Here is a 21556-nt window from a genome sequence, read left to right as displayed (position 1 = left end):
CATTTTACTATCTAACCACACAATAACCACACAATTATGAATGTATTACAAACCGCAGATTACATTGTATTCTTTATTTACTTTGTCATAGTCACGGCCTATGGAATGTATATTTACAGAAGCAAAAAAACGGCTGCAACCAGTTCCAACGAATATTTTTTGGCCGAAGGCTCATTGACCTGGTGGGCTATTGGAGCTTCTTTAATTGCTTCTAATATTTCAGCAGAACATTTTATCGGCATGAGCGGTTCTGGTTTTGCCATCGGACTTGCTATAGCTTCTTATGAATGGATGTCGGCTGCCACTTTAATTATAGTCGCCATGTTTATTCTGCCCGTTTATCTGAAGAATAAAATATTTACAATGCCGCAGTTTTTAGCCAAAAGATACAGCGGCACAGTAAGTACGATTATGGCCATTATCTGGCTGTTAATTTATGTATTTGTAAATCTTACCTCAATTATATATCTGGGTGCTTTGGCGATTTCGTCTATTGCACCAATAAGTTTTCAGTTTTGTGTTATAGCGCTGAGTTTATTCTCTGTTATCGTAACTTTAGGAGGGATGAAAGTAATCGGATATACCGATATGTTTCAGGTTATCGTGTTAATTCTGGGCGGATTAGTGACGACTTATTTGGCTTTGACCTTGCTTTCAGATCAGTTTGGTTTTGGGAAAGATATTTTAAAAGCACTGACCATTATTGCTGATGAAGCGCCAGGACATTTGCATATGATTTTAGAAGAATCCAATCCGCATTACAATGAATTGCCGGGAATGTCAGTTTTAGTTGGCGGTATGTTGATCAATAATCTGGCGTATTGGGGATGCAATCAGTATATCGTTCAAAGAGCTTTAGGTGCCGATTTGAAGACTGCCAGAAAAGGAATCTTGTTTGCTGCTTTCTTAAAATTGTTAGTTCCAATTATTGCCGTTTTACCGGGCATTGCCATGTTTGTCATGCATGAAAACGGAATGTTTCAGCAGGAAATGGTGGATGCAGCAGGAGTTTTAAAACCGGATCATGCGTACCCGACTTTAATGAATTTATTGCCTGCAGGATTAAAAGGTGTGGCTTTGGCTGCTTTAACGGCGGCAATTGTGGCTTCTTTGGCAGGAAAAGCGAATAGTATTTCAACCATTTTTTCTTTAGATATTTATAAAAAATATTTCAATTCACAGGCATCAGAAAAGAAATTGGTCCGTACAGGAAGATGGTGTGTGGTGGTTTGTATGATCATTGCTGCTTTTGTAGCGCCGGCATTAAAATCATTAGATCAGGCTTATCAGTTTATACAAGAATATGTGGGATTCTTTTCACCGGGAGTTTTGGCGATTTTCTTGCTGGGAATGTTCTGGAAAAAAACAACGCCAACAGCTGGATTAGCAGGGGCGTTATTAACGGTTCCACTTGCTGCGATTTTAAAATTCCTTCCAATGTGGACAGAAGGCGCTTTCCCAGACTACCCTTTCTTAGATCGTATGACTATTGTTTTCTTTATCATTGTATTGATAATGGTGGGAATTAGTTTGGCAAAACCAGTTTCTGAAGAGGAGTCTGAAATTCATAAAATTGAAGTAGATAAATCGATGTTCAAAGTATCATCAGAGTTTATTATTGGTTCTTTTATTATCAGCGGAATATTGGTGGCTTTGTACACTGTTTTCTGGTAAATTTTATTTGCCACGAAGGCACAAAGGCTCAAAGTTAATTTGAAAAGATTAAATTGAAAATTGCTCGCAAAGACCCGAAAACGCAAAGTTTATTAAAAGACGAGACTTAAAAAAACTTTGCGACTTAGTGTCTTTGTGGCATAAAAAAAAATAGAAATGAAAAGAAATTTTGTAATTGTACTGTTTGTTTTTTGTATTTCCTTAACTGTTTCAGCACAGAAAGTATTTGATGTTAAAAAATACGGCGCTGTTGGAGACGGAAAAACGTTGAACACAAAAGCAATCCAAAAAGCCATTGATGCAGCCAATAAAAGTAAAGGAGGGAAAGTTGTTTTTTCGAAAGGAACCTTTCTGTCGGGTAGTATTATTTTAAAAAATGATGTCGAATTATTTTTTGAAGAAGGAGCTGTTTTGCTAGGAAGTACCAATCCAGATGATTATCCAAAATACGAAGGAATCAGAGCTTTTATTATTGCCAATGAATCCAAAAATATAGCAGTAAACGGAAAAGGAATTATAGACGGACAGGGAAGAGAACTGGCATTGGCAATAGATTCTCTACATCATACAGGAGTTCGAATAGATCCAAAATACAATTACAGAAGAATGCGTCCTGAAGACGGAAGAGGAAAACTGATTTCGTTTGTAAAATGTGATTCAATCACCATGACGCAAATTACTTTGAAGAACAGTCCAGGCTGGACAATGTGTTTCAGAGCATGCAAAAACATTGTAATTGATTTTATGAAAGTAGAAAGCCGTGCGTATTGGAACAATGACGGAATTGACCTTGACGGCTGTGAAAATGCCCGAATTACCAATTGTAATGTAAACGCTGCCGATGACGGAATCTGTTTAAAATCGGAAATTCCGGGATTGCACAATAACAATATTTACATTGGAAATTGTACGATTAGATCAAGTGCGAATGCGGTAAAATTTGGAACGGGTTCTTATGGCAGTTTCAAAAACGTAACTATAGAAAACATTAAAGTTTTTGATACGTTCCGATCGGCGGTTGCTATTGAATCTGTTGATGGAGCGGAGATTGAAAATATCAAAGTTTCGGATATTACTGCCGTAAATACAGGAAATGCAATCTTGATTCGTTTAGGTCACAGGAATGGAGATAAACCAGGTTACATCAAAAATGTATCGGTTAAAAATGTAAAAGCACAGATTCCGTTTGGACGTCCTGATATTGATTACGATATGAGAGGCCCGGAAGTCGATTATTTCCACAATCCGTTCCCGTCTTCTATTGCTGGAATACCGGGACATTCAATAGAAAATGTGACTTTAGAAAACATTGAAATCGTTTATCCGGGAAGAGCTTCAAAAGGAATGGCGTATCATCCTTTAAGCCGATTAAAAGATATAAAAGAAAACATCAACGGATATCCTGAATTTACCATGTTTGGCGAATTGCCTTCATGGGGATTTTACGTTCGTCACGTAAACGGAATTGAAATGAAAAACATAAAACTGATTTTGGATAAAGAAGATTTTCGTCCCGCTTTCGTTTTTGATGATGTAAAAAATCTGACCATGAAAGGAATTGATGTTCCGTCAGATAAAATCAATCAAATTGTTTTTAAAGATGTTTCATCAAGTAATTTGGACAGCGAATCTCTAAAAAGAAAAATCGAACCAGAGCAAAATAAATTTGAATTACCAGCACATTAGTAGTTAGCCACTAAGACGCAAAGACGCAAAGTTTTTTGCCACAGATTATAAATTTTGTTTCACGCAGATCTTGCAGATTTTAGCAGATTTAATTTGATTTCTTAAAAAAAATCTGCAGAATCTGCTCAAATCTTTTTAAATCTGCGTGAAACAAAAAAACTTAGTGCCTTTGCGCCTTTGTGGCATAAAAAAAAATTAAAAAATATGAAAAAGAAATCTATAATCGCGCTCATCATTTTCTGTCTTTCGTTAACCGTTTCCGCACAGAAAATTTACGATATTAAAAAATACGGAGCAAAAGGAGACGGTAAAACCAATGATGCTGCAGCCATTCAGAAAGCAATTGATGCCTGTAGTAAAACAGGTGGAAGAGTTTTAATTCCGGCACCGTTTACCTTTTTGGCCGGGCCAATTGATGTAAAATCAAAAGTAGATTTGCATATCGAAGCTGGTGCTAAATTATTAGCGAGTCCTGACGAAAAGTTATATACCAAAAGCGCTTTCAGAACCAATCCGGGAGAAGGAACAATTTGGATTGGAGGAGAAAATATAGAAGATTTTACCATTAGCGGAAGCGGAAAAATAGATGGAAACGGAATTTCTTTTATGGGAGCAGAAGAGGAAGATGCTTATGTTTTAAAGCCATTTGATGTATTAGATCCAAGACCTCACGTATTGACAATCATTGGCGGTAAAAATATTAGAATCAAAGATGTTCATATCGGAAATTCCGCATATTGGACAGTGCATTTAGTGGGGTGTAATGATGTTGTAATCAGCGGTATTACTTTATTGAATAGTTTGAAAGTCAGAAACAGTGATGGAATTGATTTGGATCATTCTAAAAATGTCAGAATCAGTGACTGTTATATCGAAAGCGGAGACGATTGCATCTGTCTGAAAAACAGAAGGGAGTTTGAAGAATTTGGAGCCTGCGAAAATATTACGGTTACCAATTGCACGATGACCAGCAGCAGCTGTGCGATTAAAATTGGTTCAGAAAATATGGATGCTATCAGACAAGTCGTTTTCAATAATTGTATTATTAAAAACAGCAATCGTGCATTAGGAATTCAGAATCGTGATGAAGGAACAGTAAGCGATGTTATTTTCTCTAACATCATTATCGAAAGTAAATTAAACACTGATACTTGGTGGGGAAAAGCAGAACCGATTTATGTGACGGCTTTCAGCAGAGCAAAAGGAAATCATAAAGATGCAAACTGGCGTTTTCCAAAAGGCGCAACAGAAGGAAAAGTAGGAGAAATCAAAAACATTTATTTTACTAATATTCAATGCACAGGCGAGAACGGTGTTTTTGTAAGTGGAGAATCAAAAGATAAAATCAAAAATATTGTTTTTGAAAACGTGAGTGTTTTTATGGACAAAACAACTTCTTTTCCTGGTGGATTATACGACAGACGACCAGCAAATGTTGAAGGTTTTGTAAAAGGAAGCACTTCAGGATTTTATTTTGATACTGCCGAAAGCATAAAAGTTCAGAATTGCACGGTACAATGGGGAAAAAACAAACCAGAATACTTTAAATATGCAGTGGAAAGTAAAAATGTAGATGTTTTAAAAGTAGTCAATTTAGATGGAGAAGCGGCTTTTCCAAATAAGTATGAGGCCGTTAAGAAGTAATTTATTTTTGTATAAGATTTACAAGTGTAAAAGTCACAATAAATCTTTATAGCGTGATACTTTATAATAGGCTTAAAAAAGATTAATTAATATATTGCAAGTATATTCTCAATATAAAAATAATACAATGAAAAGAAATGTAATTTCAACATTATTCGTAGGAGGTTTGTTGTTAAGCAGTATTTATGGAAATGCTCAAAAAGCAACTTTAGAAGTTGATGCTTCCAAAACAATAACTAAAATTCAGCCAACAATGTTCGGTTTGTTTTTTGAAGACATCAATTTTGCGGCAGATGGTGGGCTTTACGCGGAAATGATTAAAAACAGATCTTTTGAATTTGAAAAACCTTTAATGGGATGGGAACAGCCTAATACCCAAAGATCATCTTTAAACAAAGAATCGGGTAGTGCGTTGCCAATGAACATAGCAGCCAATAATACTAATTTTTGCAGAGTTGAGATTAACAACGATAAAGGTTATGCTTTACTAAATGAAGGTTTCAGAGGAATGGGAGTAAAGAAAGATGCGAAATACAATCTTTCGTTTAAAGCAGCCAATCATAACGGAGCGATTAAAAAGATTATTTTCCAGCTGATCAATAAAGATCAAAAAGTATTGGGAGAAACTAGTATCGTTCCAAAATCAGATGATTGGACGAATTATACAGCACAATTTACGGCAACTGAAACTGAGGCAAAAGCAAAGCTGAAAATTACTTTTGAGGGAACAGGAACAATTGATTTGGATATGATTTCGTTGTTTCCGGAAGATACTTGGAAGAATAGAAAGAACGGACTTCGTAAAGATCTTGTACAGCTTTTGTACGATGTAAAACCGGGATTTTTACGTTTTCCGGGAGGTTGTATCGTGGAAGGAAGAACTTTATCCGATCGTTACCAATGGAAAAAATCGGTTGGAAATGTTGAGGATAGAAAAACCATGATGAACAGATGGAATGTCGAATTCAACCATAAATTAACACCAGATTATTTTCAAAGTTTCGGTTTAGGATTTTTTGAATATTTCCAGCTTTCGGAAGATATTGGAGCAGAACCGCTTCCGATTTTGAGCTGTGGAATGGCGTGTCAATACAATACAGGAGAATTAGCTTTAATGAGCGAATTAGATCCTTATGTACAAGATGCTTTAGATTTAATTGAATTTGCCAATGGAGCAGTTACGACAACTTGGGGTAAAATCCGTTCGGATATGGGACATCCAAAACCATTTAACTTAAAATATATTGGAGTTGGAAACGAGCAATGGGGAGTGGATTATATTGAAAGATACAAGGTTTTTGAAAAAGCCATCAAAGCAAAATACCCAAATATTATTATCGTATCTGGAAGCGGCCCTTCTCCGGACGGTGAGCATTTCGATTATGCGATGAAAGAACTTAAAGAGTTAAATGCAGAATTGGTAGACGAGCATTATTACAAAAGTCCGCAGTGGTTTAGAGAAAATGCTGGACGTTACGATAATTATGACCGAAAAGGACCAAAAATATTTGCTGGAGAATATGCAGCGCAGAGTGTTTCGGGTGCAAACCCAAATAATAGAAACAATTGGGAATGTGCTTTCTCTGAAGCCGCTTTTATGACCGGATTGGAAAGAAATGCTGAAGTAGTTCATTTAACGTCTTATGCACCTTTAATGGCTCATGAAGATGCCTGGCAATGGACTCCGGATATGATTTGGTTCAATAATCTACAGTCGTATGGTTCTGCGAACTATTATGTACAGCAGTTATTCTCAACCAATAAAGGAACCGATTTGTTGAATATTACGCAGGATGGAAAAGCTTTAATCGGTCAAAATAATTTATATGCATCGGCAGTAAAAGATGCTAATAGTAAAGAAATTATTGTGAAACTGGTGAATACAGCAGCAACGACGTCAGAAGTGAGTCTTGATTTAAAAGGAGCAAAACTGGGATCAAAAGGAAGTCTGATCAGATTGGCAAGTGCCAATTTACAAGATGAAAATACTTTTTCAGATCCTAAAAAAATTACGCCAAAACAAACTGAATATAAAGTGACAAAAGGAAAGCAGCAATTGAGTCTTCCTGCTTATTCGGTAACAGTTTTAAAGGTCGGAATGAAGTAGTTCGCTTTAGCTGTCAAAATAAAACAGTAAAAAATCCTCAGTCAGACTTTTGATTGAGGATTTTTTATCATTTGATTATTCTTAACCGATAACTTTGCTTCGAATTATAGCAAGATCTCCATATTTTTCCACATCTTCTTTAGATCATTCCTATTCTTTTTCTTTCGGTTTTTTTTCGAAATCTCAGTCTAAGAGATCTTTTACATAGACAAATAATCCTAAAGTAGTTCTATAACATGACTTTTTAAGAGCCTGTCTTGGTATGAATAATGATGTTGAAACCAAATAGATGCCCAAAACTACTCCCCGATAATTTTTTTACGGTGTTCTATTCCCCATTCCGTTAAGTTCTGTATTAACGTTTTTAAAGTTAAACCGTGTTCTGTAAGTTCATATTGCACAGTTATAGGCTGAGTGTTCAGAACGGTACGGGTAATTAATTGGTTTATTTCAAGTTCTTTCAGCTCTTTGCTCAGCATTTTATTCGAAATTCCTTCCACATCTGTCAGTATATCCGAAAATCGTCTTTTATTATAATAACAGATAGAAGACAAAATAGAGATTTTCCATTTCCCGTTCAATACATCCATTGAATCCTGAACAGCCATCATTTCCTTTTTGTGCTGTTGTTTTATAAGCATACTGCATTCCATAAAATGTTACTTTGTTACTTAGAGGTTACTATTACTTTTAGTAACAAAGTTACCAAAATAAATCGAATGTCTCTAGCTTTGTATCTCACATTTAAAACAATTATACAATGAGCAGATTACAAAATAAAACAGCGGTAGTGACAGGCGCATCAAAAGGAATAGGGGCTTCTATAGCAAAATACTTTGCAGCCGAAGGAGCAAAAGTGGTTGTGAACTATGCTTCAAGCAAAGAAGGAGCAGAAAAAGTAGTAAGAGAAATCACAGAAAAAGGAGGTACTGCAATCGCTGTACAGGGAGATGTTTCCAATCAGGCCGATGTAATAAGACTATTTGAAGAAACCCAAAAAGCATTTGGTACGCTGGATATTTTGGTAAACAATGCTGGTGTTTATTTGTACGAACCTATCGAGCAGGTATCGGCAGAAACCTTCCACAAATCTTTTAACACCAATGTTTTGGGAACCATCTATGCGATCCAGGAATCTTTAAAACATTTTGGAGAAAAAGGAGGTAATATCATTAACATCAGTTCCGGAGCCAGTAATTCACCATTGCCGACAGGTTCTGTATACTCGGCAACGAAAACTGCTTTAGATGCCCTTACGGTAGCCTTGTCAAAAGAATTTGCCGGCAGAAACATCCGAATCAATTCCCTCCTTCCGGGCATCGTAGAAACCGAAGGATCTCACAGCGCCGGATTCATAGGCAGCGAAGCCGAAGCCGGTTTTGTTTCCAAAACACCATTAGGTCGTACGGGACAGCCGGACGACATTGCAAAAGTTGCCGTATTTCTGGCCTCTGAGGATTCTGCCTGGATTACGGGAGATAAGATTACTGTTTCTGGCGGGGTTTACGGATTTTAATTTTGATTAGGAGAGTCTGTTAAGAAGAAAAAGGGGCGGTTTTTTACCGCCTTTTTTGGGTTTTAAATTTTAGATCTGTATAAAATTATATGAGAGAATGCGTTCATTGATGACAAAAGTTTGTTTTTTACTGTTTGTAAATTCAACTTTTGGAATGATCTTTTTTGTTGGAGAAAAAAGCTGAAAATAGTAAAACCTTAAACAAAACATGAAGGTTCTTTAAAATTTCTGGAGATTAATAAGAGGTCGATTTTCCGGAATTATTGTGGTCAATAGTTGCAAAAAGGGTAGTATTGCTACGTTCTGCCTCATTGAGATTTTGATTACAGTTGCGAATACAGCATATTTTTCGATACTATGCTTTTTGATATGTATGTGGTAGGAAAATAATATTGTACCTGATATTTTTTTAGAAAAACCCAACTGGATGTTTCAAGTGAGGATTTTAATCATTTTTATATCATTCGAATTACAATGGCTGGAAGTAAAGTCGTAAAATTCTGACACAAAAGGATGTTTTTTTTAAAAGCAAAACAGAATATAAGAAAATGATAAAAGTAATATTTTCTTCTAGAATCAAGAATTAAATATAGAGGTAGTTTGTTTTTAGTTTTTTAAAATTTATATTGTGTTTTAACATTTTTTTATGTTAATTTGATTAACAAATGTTCAACTTATTAACATAAAAGAAAATGCTTCCAGAAATACAAAGTCTACATGATGTTTGGAAAACAAATAAAGCCAGCAAAGCCACTTTGGCAAATCAAATATCGTTTGATGATCTCACTAATTCAATTATTAGTACTGGCCCATTTTCTTTTTATATTATTGATTTTTTTGATATGTCACTCTCCCAAATCAGTAATTCTTTATTTGAAATGCATGGATTTGATCCCGAAACTTTAACTTTTAATGATGTGTTAGGTGCAATTCATCCTGAGGATATTGACTTTGTAATAAAAGCAGAAGCATTTTTGACTAAATTTTTCTATAAAAATATTGGGCGTGAAAAACTTTTAAATTATAAAATTAGTTACAGTCATAGGTGCAGGTTGGGAAATGGGGAATATGTTTTGTTTAATCATCAGGCTCTAATGCTTACTCTGGATGATAACGGGGGATATGGAAAATCATTAAACATTCATACCCGAATAGATCATTTAAGTTCTTTTAACAATTACAAAATATCTCTGATAGGCCTAAATGGTGAACCTTCATTTATGAACTTAAGCCTCGATGAAAATAATAAAGAATTTACAGAATTCTCAAAAAGAGAAATTGATATTATAAAGTTAATTGGCAATGGTTTAAATAATACCCAAATAGCGGAGAAACTTTTTATCAGCCCTTTGACAGTAAAGAAACATAGAAATAATATACTCACTAAATCCGATTCTAAAAATACTGCAGAGCTGATAAAAAATTGTATTTGCCAGGGGATAATATAATTCTCTAAAGCAAAAAAAATACTCCTTTGGGAGTATTTTTTTTGCTTTAGACTTTCTATATTTTTGAAAAAATAGAAGTTACCTCAATTTTAAGACTGATACATTCTACGTTTTTTTTCAAAAAAGCGGAGTAGTCTTTGGTAATTATTTTTTCCGAAAACAGCTTAGTTTGTTTTGAATTGAGAGGTTACTTCCTGTTCAAAGGACATGGTCATTTTTTCTTTATTTCAACATATGTATTGCTTTTAAACTAAAATTAATGAAAAATAACCGATACTTAATCTTACTCATTACAACACTACTGACTTCTTTTTTTAAGATTTATGCTCAGGATACGGTTTATTGTCTGGATGGGACTATCTTAAATTGTAAAATTCAAAAGGTTGCATCCAGCTTTATTTCATACAATGATTTTGGGGCAGTTGCAGCTCAAAAAAAATTCTTATTAAAAGAAAAAATAGTTAAAATTAAATTTGAAAACGGAACAGAGGAGAATTATCAGATACCCAAAGAGAGAGATACTTCTTTGACACAAAGTGCTGCAGAAGTAAATTATGATATTATTTTCACTGTAGATGGTGATAAACTAAAGGTGTTTGTAAAGGAGGTTGATGAAACAAGTATTACTTATCAGCGCGTTGAAAGTCAGGGAGTCGATAAGATAGAACTACAGAAGGTTTTAGGCATTAAATACAGTAATGGTTATGAAGAACTTTATTCTGTACCTGAAAAATTAAAAGAAGAAATTATTGCACAAAAGCAAAATGATACGACAAACGTATCAACTAATTCTGTTTTGAGTCGGGATATTGTCAAGTTAAGAAATGGTAAAGAGTTAAAAGGAAAAGTTGTTGAAATTTCTGAAACTAACCTGCAGTTTCTTTCATCTGATAATGCCGATGGTGTTATTTCAGCAGTTGCTTTATCTGAGATATTAAAAATAACCTATTCTAATGGTTATGAAGAAATATATACAGTAGATAAAAATGCAGTTGCCCTGGAAGATGAGTCTGAAATTAATCGGGATAATAAAAAAGACAGCAAAAACGAAAGCAAAACTGAAAAGGAAATTGCTGAGAAAAAAACAGCCAAGAAAGATAAAAAAGAACAAGTTGAAGAGATTCCTGAGCCTTTGGATGAAAATTTCAGGGCTATTACGTTTGAAGAACTCCAAACTATTCAACAATTTTCTTTACTTTCAGAGGCAGCCAAGGATCCTCTGAAGGTGCGGTATTTGGATTTGGTTCCTGTTAATCCAAAACTTAAGCTTTTGCCTAAAGATATTTCTGACATGAAGAATATTGTCCTTCTTGATATAAGCGGAAATCAGATCAGAGAATTTCCTTTAGAGGTTTTTAATCTTCCTGAACTTCAATATCTTTATCTGGATGAGCAGGAGATGGGAAATTTTAAGATAAAAGAATTAACTGCTCTAAGAAAATCTAATATCACTTTTATTAGTTTAAAAAAGAATAAGCTGTCAAAAATTCCGTCCTCTTTACTAGAATTGAGAAGACTAAAAGAGCTGCATCTAACCAATAACAGAATAACTGGTATAGCTGCAGAAAAAACTTTCGCTGCAAAGAATTCAAAACTTCAGATTATTGATTTTCAAAAAAATAAGCTAACGGAAATACCGGAGGAATTGAATTCAGCACCAGATCTTATTGAAATCAATCTTGCAGAAAACAATATCAGTGCAATTGATAAGACATTTTCCGGATATTCAAAAGTCAAATCATTGAAACTTCACGACAATCCTTTAAAAAGTATTGATAAGAGTTTTTATAATATGAGTGCGCTTGAGAACATCAATCTCAATAAAACGTTGATTACTACTTTGCCGGATTCGATCTCAAAACTTACAAAGTTAAGATCCTTAGTACTCCCTGGTTCATTTTATAAATTTCCCGCTGATTTTGGAGAGTTGAAGCTATTGTCGGAGCTTCATATCAATAATAATACATCATTAACATCCCGAAACAGTAATGTTTCGAAATTTAATGGTTTTCCTTCTGTAATACTTGGATGCCACCGCCTAAAAATACTTGATATTACAGGAGTAAATTTGAATTCCATACCAGCTGAAATAAATAAACTTAAAAGACTTGAAAATGTATATCTAAGTAATTGCAGTATTTCAGAATGCCCTGCAGAATTATTTTCTCTTCCTTCGCTAAAGGTGCTTGATTTAAGTAATAATCTAATAAAAAGGATTTCTAAATCTGTTGTGGAGCAATGGGCTCCAATAGAAACCCTGAATCTTCAAAATTCTCCTTTGGATATTAATTCTATTTTAGTATTAAGAAGGAACCTGCCCAAAGCTCAGATCGAATATTTTGATTCTGATTTTGGTTTAAATTTTACCAGTGCTGCACTGCCTTCAAACCTATTGCCGGCTTTTACAAAGTTATTTGCTGCTACCGACAAAAATGACCCTAATGCTTATTATCAGCTTGGAAACTTTTTTAAAGACAATCATGATTTTGGCCTTGCTGTTAAAGCTTTCAGGACAGTTTCTGATAATCCTGAGCTTGCCGGAACAGGGAAATCACTTGCCTGCATGCTTACTATAGCAGAAATTTATGATGACGTTGATAATGTGAAACCTTACTCTTCACCATATAAACGTAAGAGATATTCAGACTATAATGATTATACCAATACGTCGGCAAATGACAAATCGTATGCAATTTATGTTGCCATAAGCAATATACGGCCAAAAGATGAGTATGCACAACAGGCAAAAAAGAAAGCTTGTGCACGTTTAAGTGTAATAACTGATGAAATAGCTGATAATCTAGTTAAAATTTATGATTTCAATAAGAGTGAAATAGAGCGTCTTATCGAAGGTTCAGGAAATATGCAAAATGTCTCAGCTGTTGGGGATAAGGTATTTAGTGATGCTCTTGTCACAGGTGATCAGACGGCAGCATTGTTAGGCGGCCTCGGCAGTTTATTTGGGCAGGTAGCTTCTTCTGTAAAAGATGATAAAGTCGAAAGGCTTAAACAGGAAAATACAAATCTAAAAAATGAGATTGGAAGACTGAGAGACAAAGCGGCTGAATTATTAACCAGATAATTAATATGAAGAAATTTAAGATACTAAAATTAATTTCTGTCTGCTTACTTATTGCGAGTCATTCATATGGACAGATGCCTGATCAAAGTGATTATCAGAACCGCTATAACAATTGTATGGCTCAAAATAGAAAATTGCAAAATGATCTTGAACAACTGCGTGAAGAAAAAAAAATGGCTTTGCAGGATTTGCGGGCCGGTTTTTTTTGTAGTAAATGTAAAGCTAGTAAAAGTCAATTTGAAAAAAGGGGGGAAAATTTTTATACTCATGTAAAGGATGTAAAAGGAGAAGTAGTTCCTGCATCAGCGGCAGATATTCAGGCTAATCAAGACGAGTTCAGCAGAAAAATAAGTGCTCTTGAAAATAACGTTGATGGTAAAAGACTTGACTGCGAAAGAATTCAAATGAATTATACAAATGCAGTCAAAAATGCCAATCAGCAGGCAGCTAAAGAAGTCGAAGAAAAACGAAACAGAGAAATAGAGAAAGCGAACCAGGCGGCTGCCACTGCGGCCAATAATAAGGCTGCCGAAGAACAACGCCAAAGGGATAATGAAAGAAAAGCTGCTGAAGTTGAAGAGCAAAGACGCCAACAGTTAGTACAGGAATATTTGGCAGAGCAACAAAGGAGAGAAGATCAGTTTAACGCAAATTGGGAAGCCTTTGGAGATAAAGTAGCTCAGAACAACAGTAATACCGAAGAACGTTTAAATAATGAAAGGAATACCAATTTAGACGGAAATGATCGGTACAATAGTAAAGATCAGGCAAAAAGTCAAATGGCTTCTCATAATACAAGAAACATTGGTGATGGCGCTTTTGGAAATGATGGAGGAGATTTGCTGAGACAAGCAAAAGAGGCTGCCAAAATTTTTGGGTCAGATTTAAAAGAGAGTTTTTCTAAAAGGCTAAATACATTTGCTCAAAATTCATTAAATGAATATAAAGATCAATTAGTTGACCGGGTTTTCGAAAATAAGGAAATGGATTATGAAGAAATTCCGCGAGCAGGATGGAAAGCTGTGATTAAAGAGAAGATGAACGAGGAAATACATAAGGCTGCAGAAAAAATTTCCGGTATCTGCAGTTATTGTAAAACGGGTTATGAAGCATGGAATAGTTATAAAAAAGAAGTTGACATATATAATAACAGCAGTCTGGTAAATCTTAATAAGGACAATTTAAAAATTATTAGTGATGCATTCCTCGAAATAAATAAAGAAGATAATACAGATTTTCTTAAAAACAGTGAAGAAGAATTGAATAATGTCCCTAAAAAGGTACTATATACTGCTTTCAAATGGTTGACAAATTTCAGATCTGGCCCGCCAGTGCAGGAGTATAAAGATGCATTTAATAATTAGTAAAATTTATGAAAAAAAAAATTACTTTACTACTTGCTCTTTGTGTTTTATTCAATACCAGAGCACAAATTAAATCTGATATTAGTCAATTTATTTTGCTGAAAAATGGTTTTCAGCAAAACCACTATTCAACGCAAGATCATTTCACAGTTTTCAACTTTACGGTTGTGGAACCGGGCATTGCTTTATTGCCTGTTGGCGGAGGAGTCCATATGGCAGGCTGGAAAAGATGGCTTATACCTCCTGCAAAAGGCATTGCGACGTATGCAATTGATTATGTGCAGGCAGATTCAACATTGTATTTTATGAGAGCAGGTACAAATAAATCATCTTTAGTAAAGTTAATTGATAGTGGTACTAAGAAATCTTATGAAAAAGTTCTTGAACTGCCCTTAGGTGTATACGGATTTAAGTGCTTTAAATCGGATGTAATCTATATTTGGAATCGCCAGAATAATGTTTCGAAAGTTTGGCTGTATAATTTAAAAGAGCTTATTCCGGTTTTTGAAACCGAAAAAACAATTCGGGAGCTTGTTGTTATAAATGAAAGCGAAATACTTTTAGCGGCAGATAATTCACTCATAAGATTAGGTCTTTATTATGCTCCTGTTGAAGTTTTAAAGATTGATGTAAATATTGACGGTCTGGCAGCTACCAATGACGGATCATTATATATGTCAACAGAAAATGGGATTCTTCACTATTTGTCACCTGAAGATGTTTCAGACGCAGAAGTTGTTACCTATGGGATACACGGTGTTTTACGAAAATACAGAAATAGCTTATATGTACTTTGGGAAGAGGATAACCAAATATTGCAAATAAATTTAAAATAATATCAATCAACTACCTAACTATATGAAATTACTTTACACTGTTTTATTACTGATAATTGTCTTCACAAAAGTGAGCGCTCAGGATATGATTTATTTTACCGGTGGAACTAAAACACCTGGAAAGATAACCGAAATTACCGCTGAAAAAGTCAAGTTTAAAAACCTTGCTAATCCAACAGGTCCAATTTACAGTCGAAATCTTAGCGGAGTACAGGTTGCTTTTAACAGTAATGGTGATTATTTGATATTTTCGGGAGCAAAACCATCTTCCGATCAGGAAAGGAATGATTTTTTGAATCCTTCAACAAAACCACGATCCGTAGATGTTTTGGTAGATTCTAACGGTGCAGTAATGCCAGTTACTGTAATTGATGAAAATGAAACGGAAATTGTAGTAAACAGTAATGGTAAAGATGCAATTCTTTCTAAAAAAACTCTTGCTTATCTAATCAAAAAGAATGGAACACATCAAATGTTTTTGACACCAGAACAAGCCCTTCCGTATTTATCGATAGATAAACCTAAAATTAATGAGCTGCAAAAAAATCCAGAGACAGAACAAACTCCTGCTGCCGCAGCGGCTCCAAAGACAAATACAGAACCAACGTTAACTGCAGCGCCGGCAACAGCAACAAATTCGCAGTCGTTAGCAGTTGTGGCCGCGTCAAAATCACAACCTGTAGTAGATGTAACAGCAGTAAAAACTGAATCATCAGTTCAGCAAAAAGTAACTATTGCTCATGATGAGAATGAACTGGTTGTTCCTGATATGGCGATTTTTGGAAAAAAAGCTTTAGATAAAACAGAGGAATTTGGAAGATATCTGCAGAATATTACTTCTGTAAGTACAAATCGTGAAGCTGCTGTAAAGAGTATTAATATGGCTTGCGGCTTGTTTTTGAGCGAAGAGGCCAGAGTAGAAGTATCAAATGTAAGAACCGGAGGAAAAAATAAATATAAGATTAGGGACTATTTGAATAGACTTTTAATTAAAAGTGGTCAGTATGACAAAGTGCAGATTGAGTATGCTAATATTAACTATGCTTCTAAGTTTAAAAAAGGACCAGATGGTAACTACTACGGTTCGGTAACTTTTGTACAGAAATTTGAAGGTTTTGTAGATGGTAATTTAGTATATGCTGATCAGACAAAACGCAATATGACAATCGTTTTAAAGCACTATGAAAAAGCGGTTAACGGTGAAAATGTATCAGGATGGGATGTTTATCTTGATGATATAGGGGTAGTTGAAACAAAAAAAATATAACAGGATGACAAAGAAAATCATAATTTTTATTTTTTTGTTTTTACCTGGCTTCATCTATTCTCAAACCTATGAAAAAGAATTTGAAACTCTCTTTGCATGGGAAGTAAAGCAAATTGATGAATTTATCGAAAGGTTTAACGACAGCGATTCGGCATTAATAAAAAAATATCAGGAAAAACATCAATCCGCGAAGTTAACACGGGAGAAACTCATTAAAAGTCTTTTCAATGCAAGTCAGAAGGACTGGAATTTTGAAGAAATATCCAGTTTTATAAAACAGGTTGATAATCCTGAAGATCCTGAGTATCTTGATTTTAATAATGATAATTGGCGGGCTGATGTTAATTGCTCAGTTTTGTATAAAGGCAAACCTCAGAAGGCAGTTTTAAAATTAAAAATTAAAAACCTGCCCGATGGAAGTTGTAAATGGGAAATCATTGATTTTGAAGCTGCTTTTTTAAATCAACTTCGAAATAACATGGCATCCGAATTAAAACAGCCTATTATTCCAAAAGCTGTTAATCCTAATAATTATTTGACGCCTATCAGCAATACAAACGATTTTATGGATATTGATATGGTTTCAGAGAATCCAAATAATATCGGCAATTATATTTCGCAGTCGAATCAGTATAATGCCAATATGTGTATGTTTATTAATCAATGTCTTAATAAAGAACTCAAGATATTACAGGTTAACTCGGTTACCTACAGCTTCTTTCAAATCAAAGGCTGGGAGATAGTAGTTAAGCAATACAACAGAGAAACCAGGAATTCCGGATGGCTGATTAGTAAATTAAAAAAAGTTACATCATCATAAAACAATAATTATGGCCAATTTTACCAATTTAGTTGTGTTAACTAGAAATGAGATAATCAAAAGAGGTATCATTTTATTATGTTTTTGCTCAGTTTCTATAGTTACTAATGCTCAGGATTTTAAACCAGTTACAGACAGCACATCAATTCCTGTAATAGCGGCAGAAAATACTATAACCCTGAAAGATGGAAAAGAGATAAGTTATCAGGCGCAGGCAGCAGTAGAAAACTTTCAAAATTTATTGAATTATATTACTTTTTCTGACAATGCACCAAGTGAATTGGCTGAAGTTATAACGAACAGTTATAAAGAATCCCGAAATCGTGTTTTTTACGATAGTAGTATTATAATTGAAGATGATATAAACCCACAATCGGGATTAGGAAATACAAAAGATATCACGGCAATCTATTATTTAAACAAAATAGATATTCAGTATGATAAGACAGAAGATGCTTCGATAAGCTTTTCAAATATTGCAGTTTCAAACGTTAAAAAGAAAGATTATATTTTTGTAAATGTGGTTTTTGATGCAGACTATGGCAGTAAATATAAACCCGACGGAGCCACTTATCAAAAAAGACAAAGAAGCGCATTAGTACGTGCAGAGAAAAGCGGAGCAAACAAATGGGAAGCTTTTATAATGTCTATTTCGTTTTATAACCCGGCTAATCCTATTGAGAGTACTGATAATAATATGCAGATTGCCACAGATTTGACCACAAATGCAAGCGTAGTTTCACAGGCAGATTTTGATAAGGAAAAAGAAGATTTTATTAAACTGAGACAAGAAGAGGAAAAAAGGAAGATCGCCATTTTTGATGAATATTTGAATTTGGGGAATTCTTATCTTAAAAATAAAATGTTTAATGAAGCACTTGAAATTTATGAAAAAGCAAAAGAATTGCAGCCAATGGTCCCTTCACTGGACAAAAAAATTATAGATGTCAAAAAACTGATTGCAGAAAACACTTTCGAGAATTATAATAACAAAGGCGACAGAGCAAAAAGCGAGCGACGATTTAATGATGCTATTCAGTTTTATAAACAAGCAATTACCTTAAAACCTGATGCAGCTGCAGAATTGGGACAGAAAATAAGTTTGCTGACACAAAAATTGGCAATTATTGCTTTTCCTAAAAATAAGCTTCAGTCGAACGACTTTAAGGGAGCTATCGAAGAATGTGAGAAAGTGCTCCGGGAGCACAAAAAAGAGAAAAATGAGTTTCCGGAATTATATTATATTCAGGGAATGGCTTATTTAGAATTAGGAATCCAGTCAAAGGATTCCCGCAAATTTGATGATGCTTTAGAAAATTTAAACACAGCCTTACAGTTTTTCCCAAACTATAAAGAAGCAAGACTTGCACGGGCAAACTTATTTGTAAATCAAAAGCGGGACTTGATAAATGCGATTACTGATTATGATGTTCTGGCTACAAATGAGTTGGATGATTCTCCGGATAAACCAGTATTTTTCGTAGCAAAGGCAAAGCTCAAAGATCGCTTAAAAAATACAGCCGGGGCTATTGAAGATTATAACCAGGCTCTACTATTAAACCCAACGGGAGCTGCGATATATTTTGACAAAGGTGAACTGGAGTATCGTCTTAAACAATATCCGTCAGCAGAAAATAATTTCAGCACCGCAATAAAATTAGATCCGGTTTATAAATTGGCTTATTATTACCGTGGGCTTACTTATCACAGCCAAAACAAGATTCATGAAGCGGGAGTAGATTTTGCACAGACAGAAAAATTAGGATTTGATCCGGAACAGCTTAAAGCAGTTGATTCTATAAGTGAAATGCATTTTAAAGAAGGGGAGGGTTTATTTGCTAAACATGATTTTCAAAATGCTCATTTAGCATATGATAATGCACTTGAAATAAGAAAGTGCAATACAAAAGCCTTACACGGAAAGGCGGAAATATGGCTTAAAACAGGTGAAGAGCTTAGAGATCAGACTAAGAATGAACAAGAAGGCACTTTAAACTTTAATAAATCAATTGAATTAAACAGACAGGCAATTGTATGCAATCCTAAGTTTTCTGATGCTCATTTGAAAGAAGGAATAGCACATAATAAAATTGGAGAATCATCTTTGGCAATAGCTAGTTTTACACAGGCTATAGAAAGCGATAATAATAATGTTTCAGCCTACATTGAGCGGGGTAATACCTATCAGTTTGGTAAAAAATACTCGGAGGCTGTCGAAAGTTATAATCTTGTAATTCCTGTTTTGCAGGCACAAATTGAAGCTTCTAAAAAGAGTAGTGATAAATCACTTCCAAAAAAACTTAATGATGATTTGGCAAATGCCTATATGCTAAAAGGCGAATCTCAATATTACGGTAATGATTACACCGGTGCGATGTTGTCATTAGATACTGCAATAGATTTACATAAAGAAAACCATGAAGCGCATTATTATCGCGGGCTTACTTATTTCTCTATAAACGAAACTTCAAAAGCGATCAGTAATTTTGAACAAGCTAATAAATTAAGTCCAAAAGCACTATATTTTTATGCTTGCGGAAAGGCAGAGTATAAGAAATCAGATTATGATGAAGCAATCAAAGATTTTAATGAAGTAGTACTTTTAGATACTCAGAATGTATTTGTAGATAAGTATTATTTACGTGCCATGAGTCACATTAAAAATGAAAAATTTAGTTTGGCTGTATTGGATTTTGAAAAACATAATGCAACAGCTGATGCTAATAAGGATGCCGTATTTTATGCAAATTATGGATTGTGCCAATTGTATCTGAATCAAGATTCGCCGGGAGAAGATAATTTCAACAATGCACTAAACATTTCGTCAGGCAATGCGCTGGCGCTTTTTGGAATGGGATGCTCCAATATGAAAGCCGGACAATTTGACCTGGCTTTGGACTTTATAGAAAAATCTTTTCTCGCAAAAACACTAAAAAAATCAGATATTAAAAAGAGTGAAGAAATGTTTTTTAACGAGTTTAATAAAGTAAAAGCGAATAAAGTAAAATACAATCAGATGAAAACTGCTTATATACTTAAAGATTAGTCTCGTCTGACTAATTGAATTTGCTGCTTTTCAGCCAGGGAAACTAAAACTTTTATCAAAAAAACATGCAAGAAATAAAAACTGATTATTGGAAAGATCTGGAGGCAGAAGTACTTGAGGAAAACAAAAATCTTGAATTACTGCTTTCGATATTGAAACAAAATATTGTTGGGCAAGAGGCGCTGCTTCAAAAACTTTTACTGGGATTACTTTGCAATGGTCATGTATTACTGGAGGGTATGCCGGGACTGGCGAAAACTCTTGCCGTTAAATCACTTGCCCAGGCTGTAAACGCACACTTTTCCCGAATTCAGTTTACTCCGGACATTTTGCCTGCTGATATTTTAGGTACTACGATGTATAATATTCAGGCAAATGAATTTACAATTAAAAAAGGACCGGTTTTTTCAAACTTTCTCCTTGCTGATGAAATTAATCGTGCCCCGGAAAAGGTTCAGAGTGCTTTACTTGAGGTAATGCAGGAACATCAGGTTACAATTGGTAATTCTACATATAAACTTGAAATGCCTTTCATGGTTCTTGCAACACAAAATCCGATTGATCAGGCGGGAACTTATGAGCTTCCCGAAGCGCAGATGGATAGATTTATGATGAAAGTCATTATTACGTACCCAAGCAAAGAAGAAGAAAGATTGATAAACAGGAGAGTTTCTGTTAAAAGTCCCCGGGAGATGATTACGGTCGATGTTAAGCATGTTCTTAAAATGCAGGAGCTTATAAATGCAATATTTGTTGATGAAAAAATTGAAGACTATATTCTTGATATTGTTTTAAGCACTCGTTCTCCAGATGATTATAATCTTTCTGATTTCACGAAATACATAAAATTTGGTGCTTCTCCCAGAGGAAGTATTAATCTTACGCACACTGCACGGGCTTATGCTTTTATGCAAAAGAGAACCTATGTAATACCTTCTGATGTATATACTGTTGCTCCGGATGTTTTAAGACATAGAATTGGTTTGACCTATATTGCAATGGCAGAGGGTATTACGACAGATTTTATTATTCAGGAAATACTAAAAGGAATTCCTATACCCTGATA

General features: G+C 34.6%; 14 protein-coding genes. 13 read left to right on the top strand and 1 reads right to left on the bottom strand.

Going from position 1 to position 21556, the window contains the following annotated elements; all coding sequences use genetic code 11:
• The first annotated feature begins 36 nt into the window (after nucleotides 1–36).
• From ACODST_RS07315 to ACODST_RS07300, 4 genes are all read left to right on the top strand, one after another.
• Nucleotides 37–1674: a sodium:solute symporter family transporter gene (locus ACODST_RS07315; RefSeq protein ID WP_488931460.1), complete on the top strand. Its 1638-nt coding sequence runs from the start codon at nucleotides 37–39 to the stop codon at nucleotides 1672–1674.
• 156 nt (nucleotides 1675–1830) lie between these two features.
• A complete protein-coding gene (locus tag ACODST_RS07310; protein ID WP_488931459.1) occupies nucleotides 1831–3360 on the top strand; it encodes a glycoside hydrolase family 28 protein in 1530 nt (509 codons plus the stop codon).
• A gap of 204 nt (nucleotides 3361–3564) precedes the next feature.
• Nucleotides 3565–5004, top strand: coding sequence for a glycoside hydrolase family 28 protein (locus tag ACODST_RS07305; RefSeq protein ID WP_488931458.1), 1440 nt, complete (start codon nucleotides 3565–3567; stop codon nucleotides 5002–5004).
• 127 nt (nucleotides 5005–5131) lie between these two features.
• The gene (locus ACODST_RS07300) at nucleotides 5132–7111 is read left to right on the top strand and encodes an alpha-L-arabinofuranosidase C-terminal domain-containing protein (protein WP_488931457.1); all 1980 of its coding nucleotides are present in this window, start codon (nucleotides 5132–5134) and stop codon (nucleotides 7109–7111) included.
• Nucleotides 7112–7410: 299 nt separating this feature from the next.
• On the opposite strand, the gene ACODST_RS07295 is transcribed toward ACODST_RS07300, so the two are convergent.
• Nucleotides 7411–7752: a winged helix-turn-helix transcriptional regulator gene (locus tag ACODST_RS07295; protein ID WP_488931456.1), complete on the bottom strand. Its 342-nt coding sequence runs from the start codon at nucleotides 7750–7752 to the stop codon at nucleotides 7411–7413.
• Between the two features lie 119 nt (nucleotides 7753–7871).
• On the opposite strand from ACODST_RS07295, the gene ACODST_RS07290 reads away from it, so the two are divergent.
• The 9 genes from ACODST_RS07290 (at nucleotide 7872) to ACODST_RS07250 (ending at nucleotide 21554) form a co-directional block, all read left to right on the top strand.
• Nucleotides 7872–8627 (top strand): SDR family NAD(P)-dependent oxidoreductase, encoded by a 756-nt coding sequence (locus ACODST_RS07290; RefSeq protein WP_488931455.1) that lies wholly within the window; start codon nucleotides 7872–7874, stop codon nucleotides 8625–8627.
• Between the two features lie 692 nt (nucleotides 8628–9319).
• Nucleotides 9320–10075 carry a LuxR C-terminal-related transcriptional regulator gene (locus ACODST_RS07285; RefSeq protein WP_488931454.1) on the top strand — a complete coding sequence of 252 codons (756 nt, stop codon included), beginning with the start codon at nucleotides 9320–9322 and terminating at the stop codon, nucleotides 10073–10075.
• A gap of 259 nt (nucleotides 10076–10334) precedes the next feature.
• Entirely contained in the window at nucleotides 10335–13157 is a 2823-nt protein-coding gene (locus tag ACODST_RS07280; protein WP_488931453.1) for a leucine-rich repeat domain-containing protein, read from the top strand.
• Nucleotides 13158–13162: 5 nt separating this feature from the next.
• The gene (locus ACODST_RS07275; protein ID WP_488931452.1) at nucleotides 13163–14521 is read left to right on the top strand and encodes a hypothetical protein; all 1359 of its coding nucleotides are present in this window, start codon (nucleotides 13163–13165) and stop codon (nucleotides 14519–14521) included.
• Between the two features lie 8 nt (nucleotides 14522–14529).
• A complete protein-coding gene (locus ACODST_RS07270; protein ID WP_488931451.1) occupies nucleotides 14530–15357 on the top strand; it encodes a hypothetical protein in 828 nt (275 codons plus the stop codon).
• Between the two features lie 22 nt (nucleotides 15358–15379).
• On the top strand, nucleotides 15380–16624 hold the full coding sequence (locus tag ACODST_RS07265) for a hypothetical protein (RefSeq protein WP_488931450.1): 1245 nt from the start codon (nucleotides 15380–15382) through the stop codon (nucleotides 16622–16624).
• 4 nt (nucleotides 16625–16628) lie between these two features.
• Complete coding sequence (locus ACODST_RS07260) at nucleotides 16629–17444, top strand: hypothetical protein (RefSeq protein ID WP_488931449.1); 816 nt, start codon at nucleotides 16629–16631, stop codon at nucleotides 17442–17444.
• Between the two features lie 10 nt (nucleotides 17445–17454).
• Nucleotides 17455–20490 carry a tetratricopeptide repeat protein gene (locus ACODST_RS07255; protein ID WP_488931448.1) on the top strand — a complete coding sequence of 1012 codons (3036 nt, stop codon included), beginning with the start codon at nucleotides 17455–17457 and terminating at the stop codon, nucleotides 20488–20490.
• A gap of 65 nt (nucleotides 20491–20555) precedes the next feature.
• Nucleotides 20556–21554 carry an AAA family ATPase gene (locus tag ACODST_RS07250; protein ID WP_488931447.1) on the top strand — a complete coding sequence of 333 codons (999 nt, stop codon included), beginning with the start codon at nucleotides 20556–20558 and terminating at the stop codon, nucleotides 21552–21554.
• Nucleotides 21555–21556 lie beyond the last annotated feature (2 nt).

The organism is Flavobacterium sp. FG19 (assembly GCF_057809475.1).
Note: the sequence above shows the minus strand (reverse complement) of the source record. Positions and strands in the feature narration are given on the sequence as shown.